Annotated in this window: 15 protein-coding genes; 12 read left to right on the forward strand and 3 right to left on the reverse strand. The window is 72.0% G+C overall.

What is annotated here, in order from left to right; translation table 11 throughout:
• Positions 1 to 75: 75 nt before the first annotated feature.
• From fdh to ACWD0F_RS47195, 4 genes are all read left to right on the forward strand, one after another.
• Positions 76 to 3,294 carry a formate dehydrogenase gene (gene fdh, locus ACWD0F_RS47180; RefSeq protein ID WP_449888957.1) on the forward strand — a complete coding sequence of 1,073 codons (3,219 nt, stop codon included), beginning with the start codon at positions 76 to 78 and terminating at the stop codon, positions 3,292 to 3,294.
• Between the two features lie 3 nt (positions 3,295 to 3,297).
• Positions 3,298 to 4,116, forward strand: coding sequence for a 4Fe-4S dicluster domain-containing protein (locus tag ACWD0F_RS47185; RefSeq protein ID WP_449888959.1), 819 nt, complete (start codon positions 3,298 to 3,300; stop codon positions 4,114 to 4,116).
• The gene (gene nrfD / locus ACWD0F_RS47190) at positions 4,113 to 5,114 is read left to right on the forward strand and encodes an NrfD/PsrC family molybdoenzyme membrane anchor subunit (protein ID WP_449888961.1); all 1,002 of its coding nucleotides are present in this window, start codon (positions 4,113 to 4,115) and stop codon (positions 5,112 to 5,114) included. Before ACWD0F_RS47185 ends, nrfD begins: the two co-directional genes overlap by 4 nt.
• Positions 5,115 to 5,241: 127 nt before the next feature.
• Positions 5,242 to 5,778 (forward strand): NUDIX hydrolase family protein, encoded by a 537-nt coding sequence (locus tag ACWD0F_RS47195; protein WP_449888963.1) that lies wholly within the window; start codon positions 5,242 to 5,244, stop codon positions 5,776 to 5,778.
• 7 nt (positions 5,779 to 5,785) lie between these two features.
• Here ACWD0F_RS47195 and ACWD0F_RS47200 read toward each other — a convergent pair whose 3' ends face one another.
• The 3 genes from ACWD0F_RS47200 to ACWD0F_RS47210 form a co-directional block, all read right to left on the reverse strand.
• Positions 5,786 to 6,304 (reverse strand): peptidoglycan recognition protein family protein, encoded by a 519-nt coding sequence (locus ACWD0F_RS47200; protein WP_449888965.1) that lies wholly within the window; start codon positions 6,302 to 6,304, stop codon positions 5,786 to 5,788.
• Positions 6,305 to 6,419: 115 nt separating this feature from the next.
• Positions 6,420 to 7,037 carry a hypothetical protein gene (locus ACWD0F_RS47205; protein ID WP_449888966.1) on the reverse strand — a complete coding sequence of 206 codons (618 nt, stop codon included), beginning with the start codon at positions 7,035 to 7,037 and terminating at the stop codon, positions 6,420 to 6,422.
• 151 nt (positions 7,038 to 7,188) lie between these two features.
• On the reverse strand, positions 7,189 to 8,073 hold the full coding sequence (locus ACWD0F_RS47210; protein WP_449888968.1) for a MurR/RpiR family transcriptional regulator: 885 nt from the start codon (positions 8,071 to 8,073) through the stop codon (positions 7,189 to 7,191).
• Positions 8,074 to 8,160: 87 nt separating this feature from the next.
• Here ACWD0F_RS47210 and ACWD0F_RS47215 point away from each other — a divergent pair, with 87 nt between their 5' ends.
• From ACWD0F_RS47215 to ACWD0F_RS47250, 8 genes are read left to right on the forward strand one after another with little or no spacing between them, the layout of a single operon-like run.
• Positions 8,161 to 9,702, forward strand: a complete 1,542-nt coding sequence (locus ACWD0F_RS47215) for an ABC transporter substrate-binding protein (RefSeq protein ID WP_449888970.1) — start codon at positions 8,161 to 8,163, stop codon at positions 9,700 to 9,702.
• On the forward strand, positions 9,702 to 10,670 hold the full coding sequence (locus tag ACWD0F_RS47220; protein WP_449888972.1) for an ABC transporter permease: 969 nt from the start codon (positions 9,702 to 9,704) through the stop codon (positions 10,668 to 10,670). The genes ACWD0F_RS47215 and ACWD0F_RS47220 overlap by 1 nt, the downstream gene beginning before the upstream one ends.
• On the forward strand, positions 10,667 to 11,497 hold the full coding sequence (locus tag ACWD0F_RS47225) for an ABC transporter permease (RefSeq protein ID WP_449888974.1): 831 nt from the start codon (positions 10,667 to 10,669) through the stop codon (positions 11,495 to 11,497). The genes ACWD0F_RS47220 and ACWD0F_RS47225 overlap by 4 nt, the downstream gene beginning before the upstream one ends.
• Entirely contained in the window at positions 11,494 to 12,393 is a 900-nt protein-coding gene (murQ, locus tag ACWD0F_RS47230; RefSeq protein ID WP_449888976.1) for an N-acetylmuramic acid 6-phosphate etherase, read from the forward strand. The genes ACWD0F_RS47225 and murQ overlap by 4 nt, the downstream gene beginning before the upstream one ends.
• A complete protein-coding gene (locus ACWD0F_RS47235) occupies positions 12,390 to 13,583 on the forward strand; it encodes an anhydro-N-acetylmuramic acid kinase (RefSeq protein WP_449888978.1) in 1,194 nt (397 codons plus the stop codon). Before murQ ends, ACWD0F_RS47235 begins: the two co-directional genes overlap by 4 nt.
• Complete coding sequence (locus ACWD0F_RS47240; protein ID WP_449888980.1) at positions 13,580 to 14,659, forward strand: serine hydrolase domain-containing protein; 1,080 nt, start codon at positions 13,580 to 13,582, stop codon at positions 14,657 to 14,659. Before ACWD0F_RS47235 ends, ACWD0F_RS47240 begins: the two co-directional genes overlap by 4 nt.
• Positions 14,656 to 16,254 carry an ABC transporter ATP-binding protein gene (locus ACWD0F_RS47245; RefSeq protein ID WP_449888982.1) on the forward strand — a complete coding sequence of 533 codons (1,599 nt, stop codon included), beginning with the start codon at positions 14,656 to 14,658 and terminating at the stop codon, positions 16,252 to 16,254. The genes ACWD0F_RS47240 and ACWD0F_RS47245 overlap by 4 nt, the downstream gene beginning before the upstream one ends.
• A 37-nt stretch (positions 16,255 to 16,291) precedes the next feature.
• Positions 16,292 to 17,026, forward strand: coding sequence for a carbon-nitrogen hydrolase family protein (locus ACWD0F_RS47250; protein ID WP_449888983.1), 735 nt, complete (start codon positions 16,292 to 16,294; stop codon positions 17,024 to 17,026).
• Positions 17,027 to 17,029: the final 3 nt, after the last annotated feature.

Here is a 17,029-nt window from a genome sequence, read left to right on the forward strand (position 1 = left end):
CCTCTGACCTGCGTTTTCCGGTTTTCGCCCGGCAGGGCGAGGGCAGGAAGCGGACCAGGGGCATCGGGGGGCGTCATGGATTTCGGGTGGCCGCTGCTGCGGCAGCTGACCGGCAAGGACCGTACCGGGCGGGGGCCGGCGGTGAAGTCGGCCAAGACCGCGCGGCTGCGTGCCCGTACGTCCGAGGCCGACCGGGTGGTCAAGTCGGTGTGCCCGTACTGCGCGGTGGGCTGTGCCCAGAACGTGTACGTACGGGATGAGAAAGTGGTCCAGATCGAGGGCGACCCCGACTCCCCCATCAGCCGCGGCCGGCTGTGCCCGAAGGGTTCGGCCTCCCTGCAGCTCACCACCGCCTCCGGCCGCCGCCACCAGACGCTCTACCGGCCGCCGGGCGCCGCGGACTGGCAGGAGATCGACCTGGCCACGGCCCTGGACATGGTCGCCGACCGGATCATCGCCACCCGGCGCGCGACGTGGGAGCAGGAGCACGACGGCAGGCGCGTCTCCCGGACGATGGGGATCGCCAGCCTGGGCGGCGCCACGCTGGACAACGAGGAGAACTACCTCATCAAGAAGCTGCTGACGGCGCTCGGCGTGATCCAGATCGAGAACCAGGCGCGCGTGTGCCACAGCTCGACCGTGGTGGGGCTCGGCACGTCGTTCGGCCGGGGCGGGGCGACCACGTTCATGCAGGACCTGCAGCACTCCGACTGCGTGGTCATCCAGGGCTCCAACTTCGCCGAGGCGCATCCGGTGGGCTTCCAGTGGGTGATGGAGGCCAAGGCGCGCGGCGCGGTGATCATCCACGTCGATCCGCGCTTCACCCGCACCAGCGCGCTGGCCGACCTGCACGTGCCCATCCGGGCGGGCTCCGACGTGGCCTTCCTCGGCGCGATCATCAACCACGTGCTGGCGAACGAGCTGTACTTCCGCGACTACGTGCTCCACTACACCAACGCGGCCGCCATCCTGCGCGAGGACTACCGCGACGCCGAGGACCTCGACGGCGTGTTCTCCGGCTTCGACGCCGAGACCCGCCGCTACGACGACGAGAGCTGGCAGTACCAGGGCGCGCGGGACGAGGACCACGCCCGGCAGGCCGGCCCGCAGCCGCCGGGCCCGCAGCCGCCGGGCCGCGGCGAGATGCTCGGCGGCACCGGCGTGCCGCTGGAGGGCATGCCGGAGCGCGACGAGACGCTGCGCCATCCGCGCTGCGTCCTGCAGGTCCTGCGCCGCCACTACGCCCGCTACACGCCGGAGATGGTCGAGCGGGTCTGCGGGGTGCCGCGGCACCTGTTCGAGCAGGTGTGCCGGCACCTGACGGAGAACTCCGGGCCGGACAAGACCGCCGACTTCGTGTACGCGGTGGGCTGGACGCAGCACAGCGACGGCTCGCAGTTCATCCGGGCGGCGAGCATCCTGCAGTTGCTGCTCGGCAACATCGGCCGGCCCGGCGGCGGCATCCAGGCGCTGCGCGGGCACGCCAGCATCCAGGGCTCCAGCGACATCCCGACGCTGTTCAACCTGCTGCCCGGCTACATCCCGATGCCGCACGCGCACGAGCATGAGCACCTGCGCGAGTTCCTGCGCGCCGACGCGCCGCACAAGGGCTCCTGGGACAACATGCCGTCCTACCTGGTCAGCCTGCTCAAGGCGTGGTGGGGCGAGTCCGCGCGGCCGGACAACGACTTCCGCTTCGGCTACCTGCCCAGGCTGACGGGGTCGCACAGCACCTACGACACGGTCCTGGCGCAGCTCGAAGGTACCTGCAAGGGCTACCTGCTGCTCGGTGAGAACCCGGCGGTCGGCTCGGCCAACGCCAAGATGCAGCGCCTGGGCATGGCCGCGCTCGACTGGCTGGTGGTGCGCGACTTCAACCTGATCGAGAGCGCCACCTGGTGGAAGGACGGCCCGGAGATCGAGACCGGCGAGCTGACCACCGCCGGCATCGGCACCGAGGTGTTCTTCTTCCCCGCGGCCGCGCACACCGAGAAGAACGGCAGCTTCACCAACACCAACCGGCTGCTCCAGTGGCACCACCAGGCCGTCGAGCCGACCGGTGACGCGCGCAGCGACCTGTGGTTCATGTACCACCTGGGCCGCGTCATCAGGGAGAAGCTGACGGGCTCCACGGATCCGATGGACGCGCCGGTGCTGGACCTCACCTGGGACTACCCGGTCGAGGGCGAGCTCGCCGAGCCGTCCGCCGAGTCGGTGCTGGCCGAGATCAACGGCTGGGACGCGCAGGGGCGGCCGCTGTCCGGCTACGGCGAGCTGAAGAGCGACGGCTCCACCTCCTGCGGCTGCTGGATCTACAGCGGCGTGTACGCCGGCGGCGTCAACCGGGCGGCCCGCCGCAAGCCGGCCGCCGAGCAGGACTGGATCGCCGCCGAGTGGGCGTGGGCCTGGCCGGACAACCGGCGGGTGCTCTACAACCGGGCCTCGGCCAGGCCGGACGGCGCCCCGTGGAGCGAGCGCAAGAAGCTCGTCTGGTGGGACGGCGACGCGGGCACGTGGACCGGCTTCGACGTGCCCGACTTCGAGGCGGGCAAGAGCCCCGGCTACCGGCCGCCGCCGGGCGCGACGGGCGAGGCGGCGATCTCGGGCATCGATCCGTTCATCATGCAGGCCGACGGCAAGGGCTGGCTGTTCGCGCCCTCGGGGGTGGTGGACGGGCCGCTGCCCACGCACTACGAGCCGCAGGACTCGCCGGTGGCCAACCCGGTGTACGGGCAGCAGCGCAACCCGGCCCGCAGGCTCTATCCGCACGAGAACAACCGCTACCAGCCGAGCGGGGACGAGCCGGGGGCGTCGGTCTACCCGTACGTGGTGACGACGTACCGGCTGACCGAGCACTTCACGGCGGGCGGCATGAGCCGGCACACGCCGTACCTGGCGGAGTTGCAGCCGGAGATGTTCTGCGAGGTGTCGCCCGCGCTGGCGGCCGAGCGCGGCCTGGTGCACGGCGACTGGGCCACGATCGTCACCGCGCGCAACGCCATCGAGGCCCGGGTCATGGTCACCGACCGGGTCCCGTCGCTGCACCTGAACGGGCGGGTCCTGCACCAGATCGGGCTGCCCTTCCACTACGGGCCCAACGGCCTGGCCACGGGCGACGCGGCCAACGAGCTGTCGGCCATCTCGCTGGACCCCAACTCCCACATCCAGGAGGTCAAGGCCCTGTCGGCGGACATCCGCCCAGGGCGCAGACCACGCGGGCCCGCGCTGCCCGAGCTCGTCCGGTCCTACCAGGAACGCGCCGGCGTGACCGCGCGCACCGGAACGGAGGTCTGAGCCATGGGCTTCGACCTGGACGAGAAGCTCGCTCCCGGGCGCGTCGGGTTCTTCACCGACACCAGCGTCTGCATCGGCTGCAAGGCGTGCGAGGTGGCGTGCAAGGAGTGGAACGCCGTCCCCGAGGACGGCCTGGCCTTCACCGGCATGTCCTACGACAACACGGTGGGACTGAGCGCCGACACCTGGCGGCACGTCGCCTTCGTCGAGCAGCGGCTGCCGCTCGGCCACCAGGAGCCCGGGGTCGGCGACATGGACTTCCGCTGGCTGATGGCCTCCGACGTGTGCAAGCACTGCACCCACGCCGCCTGCCTGGACGTGTGCCCGACGGGGTCGCTGTTCCGCACCGAGTTCGGTACGGTCGTCGTGCAGGAGGACGTCTGCAACGGCTGCGGCTACTGCGTGCCCGCCTGCCCGTTCGGGGTGATCGGCAAGCGGGAGAGCACCGGCACGGCGGCCAAGTGCACGATGTGCTACGACCGGCTGGAGGCCGGGCAGGAGCCCGCCTGCGCCAAGACGTGCCCGACGGACTCGATCCAGTTCGGCGACCTCGACGAGCTGCGCGAGCGGGCCGGGCGGCGGCTGGAGCAGGTGCGCGCGGCGGGTGTCACCTCCGCCCGCCTGTACGGCCACGACCCCGGCGACGGCGTGGGCGGCACGGGCGCGTTCTTCCTGCTGCTCGACCAGCCCGAGGTGTACGGCCTGCCGCCCGATCCCGTGGTGACCACCAGGGATCTGCCGTCGATGTGGCGGCACGTGGGGGTCGCGGCGCTGGGCCTGCTGGCCGGGGTGGCCGCGGTGGCGTGGCGGAGGGATCGATGAGCCAGACCGACGTCCGCATGGACGGCTCGCCGGAGCTGCGCGGCGAGCGTGCGGCCACACCGGGCTCGGCCGGGGGGCGGCGTGAGCGGCTCATGGTGCCGAAGGCGGACTTCGACTCCTACTACGGGCTGCCGGTCCTGAAGCGGCCGCCGTGGCAGGCGGCCGACATCGCCGGTTACCTGTTCCTCGGCGGCCTGGCGGGCGCCTCCTCGACGCTGGCCGCCGCGGCGGAGCTCACCGGCCGGCCGCGGCTGGCCAGGGCAGGCAAGGTCGCCGCGCTGGGCGCGGTGGGCGGCTCGCTCTACGCGCTGATCCACGACCTGGGGCGGCCGGCCCGGTTCGTCAACATGTTGCGGGTGTTCAAGGTGACCTCGCCGATGAGCGTCGGCACGTGGATTTTGACCGCGTACGGGCCGCAGGCCGGCTGCGCGGCGGTCACCGACCTGACCGGGCTGTTCCCGGGGCTGGGCCGGGCCGCCACCATCGGCGCCGGGATCGCCGGGCCCGCGCTGGCCACCTACACCGCCGCGCTGATCTGCGACACCGCCGTCCCCGCCTGGCACGACGGGTTCCGTGAGATGCCGTTCCTGTTCGCCGGCTCGGCCACCGCCGCGGCCGGCGGGCTCGGGATGCTGGCCGCGCCGCCGGCCGAGGCGGGCCCGGCCCGCCGTGCGGCGGTGCTGGGCGTGGCCGTGGAGTGCGTGGCCGCCGCCCGGATGGAGCGGCGGCTCGGCCCGGTCGCCGAGCCGCTGAAGCGCAGCCGGCTGATGCGCGCGGGCGAGGTGTTGTCGGTGGCGGGCGCGCTGGCCGGGATCACGCTCGGCCGCCGCAGCAGGATCGCCGCCGTCGCGGCGGGCGCGGCCCTGCTGGCGGGCTCGGCGTGCACCCGGTTCGGCATCTTCCGGGCCGGGATGGAGTCGGCCGACGACCCGAAGTACACCGTCCAGCCGCAGCGTAAGCGGCTGGCGACGACAAGAGCGGAGCGTGACCTCGGATGAACCGGAAAATGCTGGACTATGTGCCGTTTCTCGGCCTGGTGCTGGTGATCTGCACGGCATCGTGGCTGGCGGGCCGGACCCTTCCCGGGCGGATCCCGGCACGCCGGTAAGACTACGATCGATCACTATGACGGAACAGACCGAAACCACGCCCGGCTGGCTCGCACCCGAAGAACTGGAATCGGTGCGCGGCCAGTTGCCGATCCTCTATCTGGACGCCGTGCCGGTGCGCGTCGACGAGGCCGGCATGGTCACCCGTGTCGGCCTGCTGCTGCGCATCGCGTCGGACGGCACGGTCAGCCGGGCGCTGGTCTCGGGCCGGGTGCTGCTCAACGAGCGGATCCGCGACGCGCTGGTGCGCCATCTGGAGAAGGACCTCGGCCCCGTGGCGCTGCCCCGCATCCCCGTGTCCCCGCAGCCGTTCACCGTCGCCGAATATTTTCCCACGCCCGGCGTCACGCCTTATCACGACCCGCGCCAGCACGCCGTCTCCCTGGCCTACATCGTTCCCGTCGCGGGCGACTGCCGGCCCCGGCAGGACGCGCTGGACCTGGTCTGGTTCACGCCCGAGGAGGCGGCCTCGCCGATGGTGCAGCAGGAGATGCCCGGCGGCCAGGGAGTGCTGCTGAAGCAGGCGCTGGCCCACGTCGGCGCGCTGACGTAAGACCGTCTCAGGGGCGCTCGGCGCCCCCCTTCACCCAGCGGTAGAGCGGCTCGCCGGGGCATGAGGTGTCGTAGCCGTCGCGGTGGCCCTTCACCTCGTGCCCGGCGTCGCCGTGCTCGCGCAGATATTCGATCGCGTCGACCAGGCCGTTGAGCAGGTCGTCGTTCGGCTCGGTGAGACCCGAGTTGCCGATCAGCGCGAGCACGGCGTAGTGCCCGGAGTTGAGCCCGGCGCCGTTGGCGGCCGGCAGCGCGTGCGGGCCGCGGCCCACGAAGATGCTCCGGTGCGGGCAGCAGACCAGGTTGTAGCCCACGTCGATGTAGGTCTCGCCGCGCCCGCCCGACATGTGCATGCGCTGGATGTCACGGACCAGATCGACGCAGTGCTCGTGGTTGTCGGGTTCGGCGAGGTCGGCCGGGATCTTCCCGCCGGTGTAGTGGATCTTGATGCCCCTGGGCGCCGCCACGCGGGTGTAGCGGGCGCTCGGCTTCTTCGCGTGCCACTCGGCGCGGGTGATGAGGTTCATGGGTTCCCCTCCTGAACGGACTGGTTCGGCTACCAGAATGTCAACTTTCAGTAGCCGTGTCATCACTCTTTGTCACTAGAGTGTGATTCCGTTCAAGTAAGGTTCTTCGCCGGGCTCAGCGGGCCGGGACCGCCTTGCGGAAGACGTGCGCACGCCCGCCGGCCTCGAAGTCCGCCCGCGCCGTGACACGGCCGGCGGCGGGCAGCTCGAAGCCGGCCGAGATCGCCGTGCCCGGCTCGACCGTGCGCGCCCGCGCCCGGCCCCGTCCGCCGAGGCCCAGGCGGACCTCGCGCCAGGGCACCGACGACCCGTTGTGCAGGGTCACGACGAGCCGGCCGCCCGTGACCTCGGTTCTGAGCCCGTACGGGGTCCGCGGGTCGTCGCCGATGGCCGCGTCGAGGGTGGCCCGCAGCTCCTCGGCCAGCTCGGGCCGGGCGGCGGCCAGGTCGCGCCGCTCGCCGATGTCCGTGGCCAGGTCGTACAGCTCGATCCGGCCGTCCGGGCCCGCTCCGCCGATGTGCGGAGCCCATCTGACCAGCTTCCACCGGCCCCGGCGGATCGCCTGGGGGTCCAGCCGGAAGGAGTACCGCAGCTGCACGATCACACCCTGGCCTCCGGTGATGGCCGCCCACAGCGGTATCCGCCTGTCGGAGCTGGTGTGCGTGCGCGGCACGGCCTCCGTCATCGGCCGTCGGTCCGGGTCGGCCTCGTGCCAGGACTGCACGATGGACATCGGGTGCCACAGCAGGAAGAAAGGCCCGCAAGCGTCGCGTTGGCACGGTACTTCCAGCACATGGCCCTCAAGGTAGGGATCGACGGTGAACCCCAGGTGAATCCGGCCTGTGAACCTGCCCGTCGCGGACCGCGGGACGGGCCGGCGCGAGCTAGGTGCGCTTGCGGATGACACGGTCGTGCACGACCGCGTACGTGTCGCGCAGGGCCTGCATCGAGTCGTCGTAGGAGGCCTGCGCGACCCCCGTGAACAGGCAGTCCACCACCATGAGCTGGGCGATCCTGCTGCCCAGCGCGCCCGAGCGGAATTTCGTCTCCCGCGCGGCCGTCGTGAGCGTCACGTCGGCGGCGCGGGCCAGCGGCGAGTCGCGGAAGTTCGTGATGGCCACCGTCGAAGCGCCCGACCTGCGGGCGATGGTCAGGAACTCGACGGTGTCCACGGTGGCGCCGGTGTGCGAGACGGCCACCGCCACGCAGGTGCGGTCGAGCGTGGCGGCCGAGGTCCAGGCCGAGTGGGAGTCCGGCCAGTTGATCGCGGTACGCCCGATGCGCGACAACTTCTGCTGCAGGTCCAGCCCCACCAGGGCGCTCGCCCCGACGCCGAAGCCGTCGATCCTGCGGGCGGCCAGCAGCAGCGCCACCGCCTCGGCCAGCGCCCCCATGTCCAGCGACCTGGCCGTGTCGGCGATGGAGAGCGTCTCGTTGGTGGCCACCTTGGAGACGATGCCCTCCAGGCTGTCGTGGCGGTCGATGTCGCCGGACACCTCGGGCAGGCTCGACCTGGCCAGCTCTTCCCTGGCCACCGCCCTGGTCAGGTCGATCCTGAAGTCCTTGTAGTGGGCGTAGCCCATGCGCTGGTAGAACCGCACCACGGAGGTCGTGGAGGTCGCGCAGCGGGCGGCCAGCTCGGCGATCGACAGGTTCGCCGCGGCCGCCGGATCGCGGGTGAACTCCTCGGCGATGCGCCGCTCGGAAGGCCGCAGCGCCGGCACGGCCGCGCGGATGCGGATCAGCACGGTCTCCGCGTCTTCGCCCATCGTTTCACCCATCCCGCGTGAAGGAAAATAAGTACCCTGATGGTATGGTCTGCGTAATTTTATGACCTACTGCCCCAGGGAGACCACATGCGCCGTGGCGCGTTCTCCGCGATCGGCCTCGCCGCGGCGCTGTCCATCGCTTTGACCAGCTGTTCGTCCTCCTCCGGCCCCGCCACGAGCACCGGCGCGGCCGCTGCCAAGGGCCTGGTGGTCGGCGTGACGTCCGACCCCGACACCCTTTTCCCGTGGAAGGCCACCCAGTTCCAGGCCGTCAACGTGCTGCAGAACCTGTACGGCACGCTCACCGAGTTCGACAAGGACCTCAACGTCGTCCCGGGACTGGCCGAATCCTGGGAGAGCGCCGCGGACGGCAAGAGTCTCACATTGAAGCTCCGTCAGGGCGTGACCTTCGCCGACGGCAGCGCGTTCGACTCCGAGGACGTCAAGGCGTCGCTCGGCAAGATCATGGATGAGAAGACCGCGGCCGTCGCCAGGGCGTCGCTGTCGGCGGTGAAGTCCGTCGAGGCGCCCGACCCGGGCACCGTCGTGCTGGAGCTGACCGGCGCCGACGCCGCGCTGCCCGCGAACCTGGCCACGGTCAACATGGCGATGCTCTCCTCCGCCGACACCGAGGAGAAGCTGAACACCACGCCCAACGGGACGGGACCGTTCACCCTGAGCAAGCGCGTGCCCAGCCAGTCGATCACGCTGGTCAAGAACGACAAGTACTGGGGTGCGGAGAAGCCCAAGGTGAGCACGGTCGAGTTCCGCGTGATCCCCGACGAGTCGTCGATCGTCTCGGCGATGCAGTCGGGCAACGTGCAGCTCGCGGTCTTCAACGACCCGCTGGTGGCCCAGACCGCGCAGGGCGGCGGCACGATCACCGTCGCCAAGACGCCGCAGCTCAACTACCACGCCCTCCAGCTCAACGCGCAGAAGGGCGACCTCAAGGACGTCAACGTGCGCCTGGCCGTCCAGTGCGCGATCGACCGCAAGCAGGTGCTCGACACGGCGGCGCTCGGTGAGGGCGAGGTGACCGGGCCGATCACCGCCCCGGCGTTCAAGTCCGACCCGAACAGCCGGCCCTGCCCGGCCCGCGACCTGGCCAAGGCCGCCGAGTACCTCGGCAAGGCGGGCAAGTCCGGCGGAGTGACGATCAAGGCCATCGTCTCTCAGGGCGAGTACGCCACCTCCGTCAACGAGGCCCAGAACCTCAAGGCGCAGCTCGCCGAGGCCAAGATCAACCTGGACCTGGAGGTGCTGGAGTCGGGCGCGTTCGTCGACCGCTGGGTGGCGGCCGACTTCGAGGCCGCCGTGGCGCTGAACGGCGGCCGTCCCGAGCCCGACGGCTCCTACGCCCGCTACTTCACCAGCAAGGGCAACCTGAACAAGGTGGCCGGCTACAGCTCCCCTGAGCTGGACAAGCTGTTCGCCGAGGGCAAGGCGACGACCGACCCGGCCGCCCGCAAGGCGATCTACGGCAAGGTGTCGGACGAGCTGGAGAACAACGCCGCCTGGATCTGGCTGTTCGCCGGCTTCACCTACACCGCCACGACGTCCGACGTGCGCGGCTTCACGCCGATGGCCAGCGGCTCGCTGCAGTACCTGCGGACCACGTCCGTCGGCTGATGCGCGCACTCGTCCGCAACCGCGTGGCCCGGCGCGTGGCGGCCACGATCGGCACCCTGTTCGGGGTGGCCGTGTTCGTGTTCGTCATGCTCCGGGCCATTCCCGGTAACCAGATCACGGCCGGGCTGGGCACCGAGGCCGCGGCCCTCACCCCGGCGCAGCAGCTGGCCCTGGAGCGTTACTACGGCCTCGACCAGCCGCTGGTCACGCAGTTCTTCTCGTGGCTTGGCAACATGTTCACCGGCAACTTCGGCTACTCGGCGCGGGCCCAGCAGAGCGTCCTGGACCTGACGTTGCAGTCGCTGCCGGTGACGTTCGAGCTGGCGGTGCTCTCGATCGTGCTGGCGCTGCTGATCGGCGTGCCGCTCGGCATGGTGTCGGCCTCGAAGGCCAACTCCCCCAGGGACGCCGTCGGCCAGGTCGTGAGCCTGGCGGGGTTGTCGATCCCGGCCTTCCTGCTGGCCACCACGCTGCTGTCGATCTTCGCGGCGTCCTTCGGGTTCAACCCGAACGGCCAGGGCTTCGCCACCCTCTTCGCGGATCCGCTGCTCAACCTCGAACAGATGCTCCTGCCCGCGCTGGTGCTGGGCTTCGGCATCGCGGCGCCGATCCTGCGCACCACCCGCACGGCGGTGCTCGAGGTGCGCTCGAACGACTTCGTCCGCACCGCCCGCGCCAAGGGCGTGCCGGAGCGGCGGCTGCAGGTCCGGCACGTGCTCGGCAACGCGCTCGTGCCGATCGTGACCATGACGGGCCTGCAGTTCGGCTACCTGCTCGGCGGCGCCGTCGTGGTCGAGCAGATCTTCTCCGTGCCCGGCATCGGCCGGCAGGTGCTCCTGGGCATCCAGCAGAAGGAGTACGCGGTCGTCCAGAGCACGGTGCTGGTCATCGCGCTGGCGTTCGTGCTGGTCAACCTGCTGACCGACCTGCTCTACCGGGTGATCGACCCGCGGGTGGGGGCCTCATGACCGCGCTGCTGCGGCGCAGCCCCAGCGGGCTGGCCGGCTCGGTGATCCTCGTGCTGCTGGCCGTGGTCGCCGTGTCGTCCTTCTTCGGGCTGCTGCCCTACGACCCGATCGCCCAGCATCCGCCGTCGCGGTTCCTGCCGCCGTCGGGCGAGCACCTGTTCGGCACCGACCAGTTCGGCCGGGACGTCTTCTCGCGGGTGGCTGCGGGGGTGGGCAACTCGGCGCTCATCGCGATCGTCGCGGTGGCGTTCGCGACCGTGGTCGGCACGCTCGGCGGCCTCGTGTCCGGCTTCTACCGCGGCTTCGCCGACGGCGCGATCGGCGGGGTGACGAACGTGTTGTTCGCCTTCCCGCCGCTGCTGCTGGCGCTGTCGCTGGCGTCGGTGCTGGACCGCAACTGGTTCACCATCGCCGTCGCCATCGCCGTCGTGTACGTCCCCATCTTCATCCGCGTCACCCGGGGGCCGGTGTTGTCGCTCAGGGAGATCGAGTACGTCAGAGCGGCCGTCTCCACCGGCCAGAGCCGCTGGCAGATCATGCTCCGCCACGTCCTGCCGAACATCACCTCGATCATCGTCGTCCAGGTGGCGCTGTCCCTGTCGTGGGCGGTGCTGACCGAGGCCTCGCTGAGCTTCCTCGGCCTGGGCACCCCGCCCCCCGCGCCGTCGCTCGGCTCGATGATCTTCGAGGCGCGCAGCCTGGTCTTCGTGGCCCCGTGGACGCTGATCGCACCCGGCGCCGTCGTCGTGCTCCTGGTGGTGGGACTGAACCTGCTCGGCGACGGCCTGCGTGACACTCTCGACCCGCGAAACCGAGGCAAGCGGTGAATCTCTCAGAACTGACCACAGAATCGGCCGATCCCCGCTTCGCCGGGATCGACACCATGAGCGTGGGCGAGCTGGCCGCGACCATGAACGCGGCCGACGCCACGGTGCCCGGCGCGGTGGGCGCGGCGCTGCCGCAGATCACCGCGGCGATCGAGGCCACGGCCGCGCGCATGCGCACCGGCGGCCGGCTGGTCTACCTCGGCGCCGGCACGCCGGGGCGGCTCGGCGTGCTGGACGCCTCCGAGTGCCCGCCGACCTTCGGCACGCCGCCCGAGCAGGTCTTCGCCGTCATCGCCGGCGGCGCGAGCGCCATCGTGTCGCCGTGCGAAGGCGCGGAGGACGACGAGGCGGCCGGCATCGCGGCCGTCGACGGGGCCGGGATCGGCCCGCTCGACACCGTGGTGGGCATCGCGTCCAGCGGGCGCACGCCGTACGTGGTGGCCGCCGTGCGGCGGGCCCGCGAGCGCGGCGCGCTGACCGTGGGGTTGTCGTGCAACGCGGGCGCCCCGCTGAGCGAGGTGGCCGAGCACGCCATCGAGGTGCTCGTCGGGCCCGAGGTGATCAGCGGCTCGACCAGGCTCAAAGCGGGCACGGCGCAGAAGCTCGTGCTCAACATGTTCTCGACGATCGTCATGGTCCGGCTCGGCAAGACGTACGGGAACCTGATGGTCGACGTGAAGGCCAGCAACGGCAAGCTGCGCGAGCGGGCCGTCCGCATCGTGCGCACGATCACCGGGACCGAGCGCGACCAGGCCCTGGCCGTGTTGCGCCGGAACGGATTCAACGTCAAGCAGGCGGTCGTCGCCTCGCGCTTCGACCTGTCGCCGCAGGAGGCCGCGGCACGACTGGCCGGAGCCGGCGGGCGGCTGCGCACAGCTCTGGGGGAGCAGGCATGAGAGTTCTCGGAATGATCTCCGGCACGTCGCACGACGGGATCGACGTGGCCGCGGTGGACTTCGCCCTGGCCGGGGGCGTGCTGGAAGGGCGGGTCGGCTACACCGCGAGCACGCCGTACCCGCCGGAGCTGCGCGCGCGGCTCGTCGCGGCGCTGCCGCCCGCGCCGACCACGCTGGCGGAGGTGTGCGAGCTCGACACGCTCATCGGGCAGAGCTTCGCCGCCGCGGCGGCCGCGGCGATCTCGCTGGGCGGGCCCGTGGACCTGATCGTGTCGCACGGGCAGACGGTCTTCCACTGGGTGGAGGGCGCGCACGCGCTCGGGACGCTGCAGATCGGCCAGCCCGCGTGGATCGCGGAGCGGACCGGCGTGCCCGTGTTGTCGGACGTGCGCATCAGGGACATCACGGCGGGCGGGCACGGGGCTCCGCTGGTGTCGGTGCTGGACGGGATGTTGCTGGGGGCCCGCGAGGGCGGCGCGGCGGCGCTCAACCTGGGCGGCATCGCGAACATGACCGTGATGCGCGACGGTGAGCTGTTCGCCTATGACATCGGGCCGGCGAACGCGCTGATCGACGCCGTGGTGACCAGCCGCGGGCTGAACGATCTGGGGTTCGACGAGGGCGCGGCCATCGCGGCGTCCGGGCGGGTGGACGAGCGGCTGCTGGCGGTGCTGCTGGACGAGCCCTACTACGGGCTGGCCGCGCCGAAGAGCACCGGCAAGGAGCTGTTCCACCTGGCCTACGTGGAGTCGGCCGTCGCGGCGGCCCGCCAGAACGGCGGCACCGGGGCTGGCATGGACGGGACGATCTCCGACGCCGACCTGGTGGCGACGCTCGCCGAGCTGACCGTGCGCACGGTCGCCACCGACGTGCTGGCCGCCGGCGTGGGCACGCTCGTCGTCTCGGGCGGCGGCACCCGCAACCCGGTGATCATGCGCGGGCTGCGGGAGGCGCTGCCCGGCGTGGCGGTGACGCCGTCGGACGACTACGGCGCGCCCGCCGACGACAAGGAGGCGATCGCGTTCGCCCTGATCGGCTGGCTGACCGCGCACGGCCTGCCGGGCACCGTGACCGGCGGGACGGGCGCAGCCGCCGCCCGCGTGCTCGGCACGCTCACCCCGGGCGCCGGGCCGCTCGTCCTGCCCGCGCCGGTCGCCGAGCCGCCGAGCGCGCTGGTGCTGACCCGATGACGCAGGCCCAGCAGGCCGAGCCGGCCGAGCCGGCCGCGCGGGTGGAGCCGCCGGCCGGGATCGTCATGGCCGCGCGCACCCCGGAGTTCGATCTCACCGAGGTGGCCGGTCACCGGAGCGTGCGCTGGGCGGACGGCGTGCGGGCCGGCGAGGCGCCGATGACCCTGGACACCCACCACGACCTGGCCTCGGTCACCAAGGTCGTGGCCACCACGACGGCGCTCATCCGCCTGGTGTCCGACCGCCTGGTGGACCTGGACGCGCCGCTGCGCACGTACCTGACGCGCTCCTATGAGGCGATCACCGTCCGCGACCTGCTTCTGCACCGGGGCGGCCTGTGGGAGTGGTGGCCGCTCTACGTCAAGGCGGGCATGCCGCCGCCGCGGTACCGTCCCGGCCGCGCGCGGCACTACTCCGACCTCGGCTTCATCCTCCTGGGTCAGGTCGTCGCGGCCGTCACGGGATCGCGGCTGGACCGCGCCGTGGCCGAGCTGGTCACCAGGCCGCTCGGGCTCACCTCGACCACGTACGCCCGCCCGACCGGCGCGGAGGTCGCCACCAGCGCGCTGGACGACCGCGTCGAGATGACCATGCTCGACACCGGCAGGCCGTACCCGGTGCCCTACCGCAGCGGCGACTTCGCCCGCTGGCGCCTGGAGCCGGTCACCGGCCAGGTCGCCGACGGCAACGCCTTCCACGCGATGGACGGCGTGTCGGGGCACGCCGGGCTCTTCTCGACCGTGCCCGACCTGCTGAAGTACTGCGCCGCGATGTCCCGTTACGAGGAGTACGACCGGCTGTGGCGGCCCGAGGTCGCGCGCGAGTTCTTCGCCCCGGGCCCCGACGCCGGGCAGGCGCTCGGTTTCCGCCGCTACGACCTCACCCTCGGGGACGAGACGGTCACCGTGCTCGGCCACCCCGGCTACGTGGGCTGCGCGATCGGGTTCGTGCCGCGCCGCGACATCTCCCTGGTCCTGGCCAGCAACCGGCTCCTGGTCACCGGGACCCCGGCGTCCACCGACGCCCTCTGGCACGACCTGCTGCAGGTCACCACGCAACGATCGAGGACCGCATGAACCCCCTTCTGGAGATCCGGGACCTCTCGGTCGCCTTCCGCACCCGCCGGCAGGACGTCACCGTCGTCAAGAACGTCTCGATGCGGATCATGCCGGGCCAGACCGTGGCGGTCGTCGGCGAGTCCGGGTCGGGCAAGTCGACCACCGCCGCCGCGGTCAACCGGCTGCTGCCCGACAACGGCCGCATCACCGGCGGCGAGGTGCTGTTCGACGGCCGTGACCTGGCCAAGGCGAGCCGGCGGGAGATGACCGCGATCCGCGGCGCGGGCATCGGGCTGGTCCCGCAGGACCCGATGTCGAACCTCAACCCGCTCATGCGCATCGGCGACCAGATCGCCGAGGCCCTGGAGGTGCACGGGGTGGCCGCCGGCCGGGCGGCCCGCGCCCGCGTGACCGAACTGCTGGACATGGTGGGCATCCCGGACCCGGAGCGGCGGGCCGGGCAGTATCCGCACGAGTTCTCCGGCGGCATGCGGCAGCGCGCGCTCATCGCCATGGGCCTGGCCTGCCGGCCGAAGCTGCTCATCGCCGACGAGCCGACCTCCGCGCTGGACGTGACCGTGCAGCGGCGCATCCTCGACCAGCTCGGGCAGCTCACCGCCGAGATGGGCACGGCCGTCTTCCTCATCACCCACGACCTGGCGCTGGCGGCCGAGCGGGCCGACATGGTGGCCGTGATGTACCAGGGGGAGATCGTCGAGACGGGGCCGGCCGCCCGCATCCTGGCCGAGCCCGGCCACGAGTACACCCGGCGGCTGCTGCGGGCGGTGCCGAGCCTGTCGTCGGTCCGGGTCAGCGAGCCGCCCCGGGCGGCCGGTGACCTGGTGGTGGTCGAGAACCTGCGCAAGGTGTTCCCGATCAGGGGGACGGGCGAGGAGTTCACGGCGGTGGACGGGGTGTCGTTCAGCGTGCCGCGCGGGCGTACCGTGTCGATCGTGGGCGAGTCGGGCTCGGGCAAGTCGACCACCGCGAACCTGCTGCTCGGTCTGGACGACCCCACGTCGGGCGGCATCCGCTTCGACGGCACCGACCTGGCCGCGCTGGGGCGGCGGGAGTTGTTCGCGTTCCGCCGGCGGGTGCAGCCGGTCTTCCAGAACCCGTACGCCTCGCTCGACCCGCGCTACACGGTCGGCAAGTCGATCGCCGAGCCGCTGCGCGTGCACCGCGCCGGCACCGCGGCCGAGCGCGCGAAGACGGTGGCCGAGCTGCTGGAGAAGGTGGCGCTGCCCGCGTCGCTGGCCGAGCGGCTGCCGCACGAGTTGTCCGGCGGCCAGCGCCAGCGGGTGGCCATCGCCAGGGCCCTGGCCCTCTCGCCCGAGCTGGTCGTGCTCGACGAGGCCGTCTCCGCGCTCGACGTGCTCGTGCAGGCGCAGATCCTGGAGCTGCTCGCCGGGCTGCAGCGGGAGCTCGGCCTCAGCTACCTGTTCATCAGCCACGACCTGGCCGTGGTACGGATGATCTCGCACACGGTGCACGTCATGCGGGAGGGCCGGATCGTGGAGAGCGGCACGGCGGAGGAGATCTTCGACCGGCCGTCGGACGACTACACCCGCGAGCTGCTCGCCGCCATCCCGGGCGGCGGACAGCGGACCTGACCGCGGTCCGTGCCGCCCATCGGCCACAGTAGGAAGAGTGAAGATCCTCCTGGTTCAGCCCCCTCGCTGGTCCCCCGACGGTCACGCCAACTTCGACGCGATCGAGGAGCTCGTCCCCGGGCGGACGGGCGAGGTCATGCTCCTGCCCGAGCTGGCCGGCTCCCGCCTGTCCCGCCCCGACTACCTGGCCCGGGTCCGCGCCCTGGCCGAGGGCTCCGGGATGGCGGTCGTCGGCGGCTCGCACTACGACGGCGCGGTCAACCGGGGCGCGGTGTACGACGCGGCGGGCACGCTGCTGGCCGAGTACGACAAGGTCCACCCCTACGGCCTCGAACTGCGCTCCGGCATCGTCGCGGGGCTGCCGAGCCCGGGGTTCGAGCTGCACGGGCGGCGGCTGCACGTGCTGCTCTGCGCGGACCTGTGGTATTCGGCGAGCCTGGCCGGGCGCGACGGCCTCGACGCGGTCCTCGTGCCGGCCTTCTCCGTCACCCGGTGGGACGGCCCGGCGCCGGCCCGCGCGTTATGGCAGCACATGAGCGTGGCGCGGGCGTACGAGTTCATGACGTACGTGGCGGTGAGCGACTGGCACCACGAGACGACCTACCACGGCCATCCGTGCGCCGGGGTGACGGGCCTGGCCAATCCCTGCCCCGAGACCCACACCGGCTTCTTCACCGGCCCGCCCGACGCGCCCGTCTCCACCCACGATCTCGACTTCGCCCGCCTGGACGCCTTCCGGCGTGACCGGTCGGACCGGGGCTTCGTCCGGTAGGGC

This window comes from Nonomuraea sp. NPDC002799 (genome assembly GCF_053592075.1).